The sequence below is a fragment of the Streptomyces sp. NPDC043812 genome (assembly GCF_056436245.1).
The window spans coordinates 1-5,854 of the sequence record NZ_JBWKCY010000070.1 but is presented as its reverse complement, the minus strand read 5'-3'; the positions used below and the strand labels follow the sequence as shown (position 1 = coordinate 5,854).

The 5,854-nt window shown below is 66.9% G+C and carries 7 protein-coding genes and 2 pseudogenes; 6 read left to right on the top strand and 3 right to left on the bottom strand.

Annotated elements, in window-relative coordinates; all coding sequences use genetic code 11:
• Together AC067Z_RS38450 and AC067Z_RS38445 are read right to left on the bottom strand one after the other, a co-directional pair.
• Window positions 1-368 (bottom strand): GNAT family N-acetyltransferase (locus AC067Z_RS38450; protein ID WP_478794290.1); only part of this gene is annotated, 368 nt, incomplete at its 3' end.
• A 187-nt stretch (window positions 369-555) separates the two neighbouring features.
• The gene (locus AC067Z_RS38445; protein ID WP_478794289.1) at window positions 556-1,230 is read right to left on the bottom strand and encodes a TetR/AcrR family transcriptional regulator; all 675 of its coding nucleotides are present in this window, start codon (window positions 1,228-1,230) and stop codon (window positions 556-558) included.
• 71 nt (window positions 1,231-1,301) lie between these two features.
• Here AC067Z_RS38445 and AC067Z_RS38440 point away from each other — a divergent pair, with 71 nt between their 5' ends.
• The 4 genes and pseudogenes from AC067Z_RS38440 to AC067Z_RS38425 form a co-directional block, all read left to right on the top strand.
• A complete protein-coding gene (locus tag AC067Z_RS38440) occupies window positions 1,302-2,459 on the top strand; it encodes a serine hydrolase domain-containing protein (RefSeq protein ID WP_478794288.1) in 1,158 nt (385 codons plus the stop codon).
• A 34-nt stretch (window positions 2,460-2,493) separates the two neighbouring features.
• Window positions 2,494-2,715: an alpha/beta hydrolase gene (locus tag AC067Z_RS38435; RefSeq protein WP_478794291.1), complete on the top strand. Its 222-nt coding sequence runs from the start codon at window positions 2,494-2,496 to the stop codon at window positions 2,713-2,715.
• 81 nt (window positions 2,716-2,796) lie between these two features.
• Window positions 2,797-3,189 (top strand): cupin domain-containing protein, encoded by a 393-nt coding sequence (locus AC067Z_RS38430; RefSeq protein WP_478794287.1) that lies wholly within the window; start codon window positions 2,797-2,799, stop codon window positions 3,187-3,189.
• A gap of 157 nt (window positions 3,190-3,346) precedes the next feature.
• Window positions 3,347-3,415, top strand: a pseudogene (locus AC067Z_RS38425) (helix-turn-helix domain-containing protein); the annotation flags it as partial.
• Between the two features lie 44 nt (window positions 3,416-3,459).
• Here AC067Z_RS38425 and AC067Z_RS38420 read toward each other — a convergent pair.
• Window positions 3,460-4,257 carry a hypothetical protein gene (locus AC067Z_RS38420; RefSeq protein WP_478794292.1) on the bottom strand — a complete coding sequence of 266 codons (798 nt, stop codon included), beginning with the start codon at window positions 4,255-4,257 and terminating at the stop codon, window positions 3,460-3,462.
• 266 nt (window positions 4,258-4,523) lie between these two features.
• On the opposite strand from AC067Z_RS38420, the gene AC067Z_RS38415 reads away from it, so the two are divergent.
• Together AC067Z_RS38415 and AC067Z_RS38410 are read left to right on the top strand one after the other, a co-directional pair.
• Window positions 4,524-5,453, top strand: a complete 930-nt coding sequence (locus AC067Z_RS38415) for a DUF4344 domain-containing metallopeptidase (RefSeq protein WP_478794286.1) — start codon at window positions 4,524-4,526, stop codon at window positions 5,451-5,453.
• A gap of 71 nt (window positions 5,454-5,524) precedes the next feature.
• A pseudogene (locus AC067Z_RS38410) lies at window positions 5,525-5,623 on the top strand (M15 family metallopeptidase); the annotation flags it as partial.
• Window positions 5,624-5,854 lie beyond the last annotated feature (231 nt).

Here is a 5,854-nt window from a genome sequence, read left to right as displayed (position 1 = left end):
TCGAGTGCCGCCGCGCACGCCTCGGTGGCGTACCCGAATCCCCACGCCCGCGGCAGGAACAGGTAGCCGAGATCGGCCTTCCCCGCGGCAGCCGGACGATGGTGCTCCGATGCTCTCCTGAGCAGGATCTGGCCGATCATCGACCCGTCGAGATCAACGACGAAGCTCCCGGGCCACCGCTCGGGCACCTCAGGCGTCTCGTGCTCAAGCTCGTCACGCGGGTGGGGACCGCCGAGGTAGGTGTGCACCTCTGGCGAAGCGAGCAGCTCGATGAAAGCCGCCCGGTCCCGGGCCTCGGGCTCACGGAGCACGAGCCTCTCGGTCTTGATCGGGGCAGGTGGCCAGGCGACGGGTCCGAGTTCAGCCATGCCCTCACCGGCCCCGGAGTGGCCGCATCGACATCGATACCCTCCCCGCAGCAGCCGATGAGCATTGTCGGAAACTACCCCAAGGACCGTTCACCGACACTGATTTCCGACGCGAGTTGCCGACAGTGTTCACCTGCGGGTTCGCGATCACGGGCGTGAGTGTCGGCAGACGGTCGTTTGCCGACACTCACGAGCCGGTCGGCTGCCTCGGGCAGATTGCGGCCTCGATGTGGGCGAGTTGGGCAGCGAGGATCTCTTCGAACGCGGCGCGGCGATCCACCCCGAGGGGGCGGACGTCGCGGGCGAAGTGGGCCAGGGCGGGGAAGCGTTCGGGGTCGGCGCCGAGTACCGCGACGCGGAACAGCTCCATGCCCTGTTCGTACTCTTCTGGAGTGATGGTGCTGACTCCGGCCTCGGAGGCGATCAACGCGGCGATGAGGACCGCGATCCGGTGGTAGCGCGCCGGGATCTCCTCGTCGGGCAGCCCCGCCGCGCGCAGGGCCTGCAGCACCTCTTCCATGACCAGCCGGGAACCGGCGCCGCCTGACGCGTACCGTCCCCAGACCGCGGCGAGCTGGGGCTGCTGGCCGAACGCCTCTCTCATGCGCAGGGCCAGGGCGGTGATGCGCTGCTTCCAGTCACCCTCGGCGCGGTAGCCGTCCATGGAAGCCAGGAGGATCCGGTCGGCGACCGCGCGCAGCAGTTCTGTCTTGCTGCGGAAGTGCCGGTAGAGGCTGGAGGAATCGGTCCCAAGGGCCGCGGCGAGTTTGCGCACGCTGAACGACTCGGTGCCGCTCGTGCGCAGCAACTCCGCTGCCGCATCCAGGATGTCCTCGGTCGACCAACGCCTTCGACCTGCCATTTCACCCCTCTCGTCGGATTCATTCTAACCTATGCACTTGGTGTTGCACGCACCGCGTGCATAATGAGGACATGAGAGCTCACCCCGAGCAATGCGAAAGGACGCACATCGTGAGGAACTCACTGGATCCCGCGGCGCTGAATGCCGCCATCGAGAACGTCCACCGCGCCGGGATGCCGGGCCTGTTCGCCGAGGTGCGTGACGGCGACCAGGTCTGGCGCGGTGCCGCCGGGATCGCCGATGTCGCTACCGGTCGCCCCGTCACCGTCGGCATGCGGCACCGGGTCGGCAGCATCACCAAGACCTTCACCGCGGTCGCAGTTCTGCAGCAGGTCGAGAGCGGTCAGATCGGTCTCGACACACCGATCGGCCGGTACCTTCCGGGGCTGGTTCCCGGAGAACGCGGTGACGCGATCACGGTCCGGATGCTGATCAACCACACGAGCGGCCTCGCCGAGTACCTTCCGTACGCCTACCCCTCCCTCAAGGCGTTCCCCTTCCTCGCGGACACCGGACCTCAGAGCCTGGACGACCACCGGTTCACGCGGTTCGACCCCACCGAACTGATCGAGATGGGGGTCACCGCACCTGCCGTCGGCACCCCGGGCGGTACGCCGGGGGTGTACTCCAACTCCAACTACCTGCTCCTCAGCCAGCTCCTGGAACAGGTGACCGGCACTACGGCCGAGCGGTACATCACCCGGAACGTCATCGAGCGCGCCGGGCTCGGGGACACCGAATTCCCCGCTGGACCGTACGTCGACGGGCCGCACTCGCAGAACTACGAGGCGTGGTTCGGCATGATCGACCCGCCGCGCGACTACAGCGTCTACGACATGTCATGGGTGGGCTCGGCGGCCTCGCTGATATCGACCGTCGCGGACCTCAACCGTTTCTACGGGATGCTGCTGGCCGGGGAGATCGTCAGCCCGTCGTCGCTGGCCCAGATGCAGCGCACTGTCCCGGTCGTCTCCCCGGAGGGGAAGACGAGCGACTACGGCCTCGGCCTGTACCCGATGGAGGATCCCGATCAGGGCACCTTCTGGGGCCATGGCGGCACGGTCTGGGGTGCTGGAGCGCTGGCCATGACCCGTGCCGACGGCAAGCGGCAGATGGCGGTCGCGGTGAACCTGCAGAGGTGGAACAGGCTCGACTCCTCCGGCAAGCCGCAGCCCCATCCCATCGACGACGCGCTTGCGGCTCTCTACCGCGTGGCGATGTACGGCTGACCGGGCCGGGGAGGCCCCGGCCTGAGCCGCCGATCTGTCCGGCCTGCCACCGACCTACATCGTCACCGCGGAATTGGCCCCGCTGTGCGACGAAGGCATCGACTACGCACTGCGTCTGCTGCAGGCCGGCGTGTCGGTCGAGCTGCACCAGTGGCCCGGCTCGTTCCACGGGTCGCAGGCGGTCCCGTCCACTGAGGTGTCACAGCGGCAGATCGCCGAACTCCCCGCAGCCCTGCGCCGTGCCCTGGTCGAGTGACGTCGTCGCGGCCGACCCAGGCAGGCATCCCATGCCCATAACTCACCCGATGAAAGACCACCGCAGGAAGGACGTCCTAGCATGACTGTCCATCGGATCGAACTCTTCGGATCCTTGGTCCACCTTCACCCCGGCGGCCAGGTGCACACCGAGCAGCCCACAACGGACACCGAGCTCGAGCGGGACGGCTGGCTGCTGATGGTCGCCCATGCGGAGACCGACGCCGACGTCCACGGCGACCACTGGGAAATCCACACCGAGGCGGACGAATTCGTCGCCTGCCTCACCGGCGGAATACGCATCATCCTCCGTCCGGAACAGCTGGGAGACGAGGAGGAGATCAAACTGGGTGCTGGAACGGCGGCCATCGTGCCACGCGGGCGATGGCACCGCCTCGCATTGGACGCCCCCAGCGACATGATGGCCGTCACCTTGCCACGCGGCACCGGCGAGGAGAAGTGGACCGAAGCCTAGGCTGAAGCCTCACACCCGGTCCGCATCGGACTTCCTTCGTTTCCTCCCCCGGCTTTGGCCGGGGGAGGAAACGAAGCTCCTGCGGAGCAGGGCAGGGAATGCTGTTCCGCCGCCAGGGTGGAACAGCGTTGTCGGTGGCGGCGGATACGGTGATCGCATGCATCTGCGGTACCGGATTGAGCCGACGCCGGGTCAGTGCATCGCGCTGGCCCGTACGTTCGGCTGCGTCCGGGTGGTCCACAACGATGCGCTTGCCGCCCGGAGGGCCGCCTACTGGGCGGACAAGTCCCGTATCGCGACGGGTGTTCTGGCCCGGACGGTGATCACGGAGGCGAAGCGGACGGCCGAGCGGGCGTGGCTCGCGGAGGTGTCCGTGGACGCGTTGGCAGTCCTGCCTGCGGGATCTCGATGCGGGGAAGGACTTGCTCGTGGTCGAGCACTGCTTTGAGGGGGCGGCCTGCGGCGATGCTGCTGTCGAGAGCAGCGTTCCGGCGACGGCGACGGCGGCAGTGGCCATGAGCGCGGTCGCCATGGTGTGACTGCGGATTGCAGACCTCCTGACTGTGGTGCCACCTGTGCGTGTGTCAGGGCATGCGGGAGCCCGAGCGGGCTGCCGGTGACATTCACCCCGGACCGTCTGATCAACGTCGACGACGTGGCGCTGCCGACGGTCATGGCCGCTCCGAACTGATCGGGTGGCGCTCTGCTGCTCGCCACACGGGCCGTAGTCACGGTTGAACTCGACGCCGGGGCGCGGCCGTCCGTCGTGCCCGTGTCGTCGGTCGACGGCCGCGCGACGGTGAGGACCAGCGGGTCGGTCGAGGCGATGGCCACCGTGTCGCTCAGGTCCAGGGGGCGGGCGTCCGTGGGGACATTCCAGTTCAGGTCGCCGGTCTCGCGGTCGAAGGCGGCCATCATCAGCTCGGCGCCGTCGGTGCCGCCGATGCCCAGCTCGTCCGTGTCCTCGCCACCGCAGTCCAGGACGGCGAAGGCCTGCTCCTTGCCGACGGAGACCTGCTGCGGGCCGCGGGCGTGCACTTCGCCGTGCTCGGCATCGCCCGTCTGCACAACCTCAGCCTCGCCGGGTGACGGGGAATCCGGGGATAACCGGCACGTCTTAGATCATTTAGCCCGAACCAACGGGAGGCAAATCGCCGTAAATGAATCATTGAGGACGCGTGGTTTGTCGATCATAATCCGCGTGTCGGGTTCGAGTCCTGCCCTCCGGGATCGGTGGATGGCCCCGGAGACCGCGAAACGGCAACCGCCCGCCCCAACGCCGGGACCAAGGAAGAGAGCTGACCAGGGTGCTGAGCAATAGTGGATACTCGGCCATGTTGAGGGCTGCTTTCGCGGGGTCGCTGCTCGTCGTCGGCTTCGCGGTCGTCTCGTGTGACGGCGCCGGCAACACGGCTGCCGCGAACGGTCGGGTCACGGTCGTCTACGAGGACGACGCGATCAAGCCGGAGAACCGGCAGGCGGCAGCGGTGATCCGGAAGTCTCGCGTGCTCGAGCAGCTCGCTGACTGGGTGAACAAGGGGGTCGCTCTCCCGCATGACCTGGACGTGAAAGTCACAGACAAGGTCCCGCCGGGGGTTACGGATGCGGTCACCCAGCCCGACGGCCGGACGATCTATATGCCCCCGGCGTTCCTGACCCAGCTCGAGGGGGTCCTCGGCGACGTGGTCAAGACGGTCAAGCGCCCGGCCCTGTTCCCCGAGGCCCAGTACCACGTCGACGACCTGACCGTCCTGTCGACCCAGTTCATCTTCGGCCACGAAATGGGCCACGCCCTGCAGCGTCAACTTCTCCTTCCGAACCTCGGCCTCGAGGAGGACGCGGCCGACGGGTTCGCGTCGTTCTACACCGTCAACCAGGTTGGACCGGGCCCGTCGCTGGCAGCCGCATTACTTTTCGACGAGCTCGCCCGCAAGGAGGGCAAGCTGACACTGGAGGGGCTCTCGAGCGATCACCCGGTCACCCAGCAACGGGTCTTCAACTTCCTTTGCTACCTCGAAGGGAGCGACCAGAAGAAGTTTTACGGACCCCTGGTCGGTGCGGGTTACCTGCCCACAACCCGCGCCCCGTTGTGTCGGCAGGCATGGGCGATGCTGGACTATGGCTGGTGGACCCAACTCAAGCCACATTTCGGAGCAGGATTCAAGAACCAGGGCGACAAGGCGCAGGAGAACGCCCACGACCAGCTGATCGCGGAGACGAAAGCCCTCGAGAAGGAGCTCGACAAGCTCCGAAGCGAGCAATGAGCTTGCTCCGTGAACTCCGTCTCAATGGCGGCGGCGTGCACAAGGCAGTGCTCGGCATCGCCCGCCTGCACAACCCTACTGAGTGGTGGCACCGGTCATACGGAGACCGTTATTGGGCCTTGCAGACAGGAGCGGCAGTCGCCCACTACGGGCCCGGGGAACTCGACTGACCGTAGACCTCACGGCCAGCACCCGAGGAAATGACACGCTTCCTGACATGAACTCGCCATGACGTGACCTGACGTGACGCAGCTTCAAGAGGGCAGGCGGGAGTGTCCAATCAACGGCCCTGGCTCACATTCGGTGGTGAACCGTTCCGGGTTCGGTAGAGACTCTATTCCGTGAAAGGATTGAGTCATGGCACGCCCCTCCTCCTACCCTTCTGAGCTGCGCAAACGAGC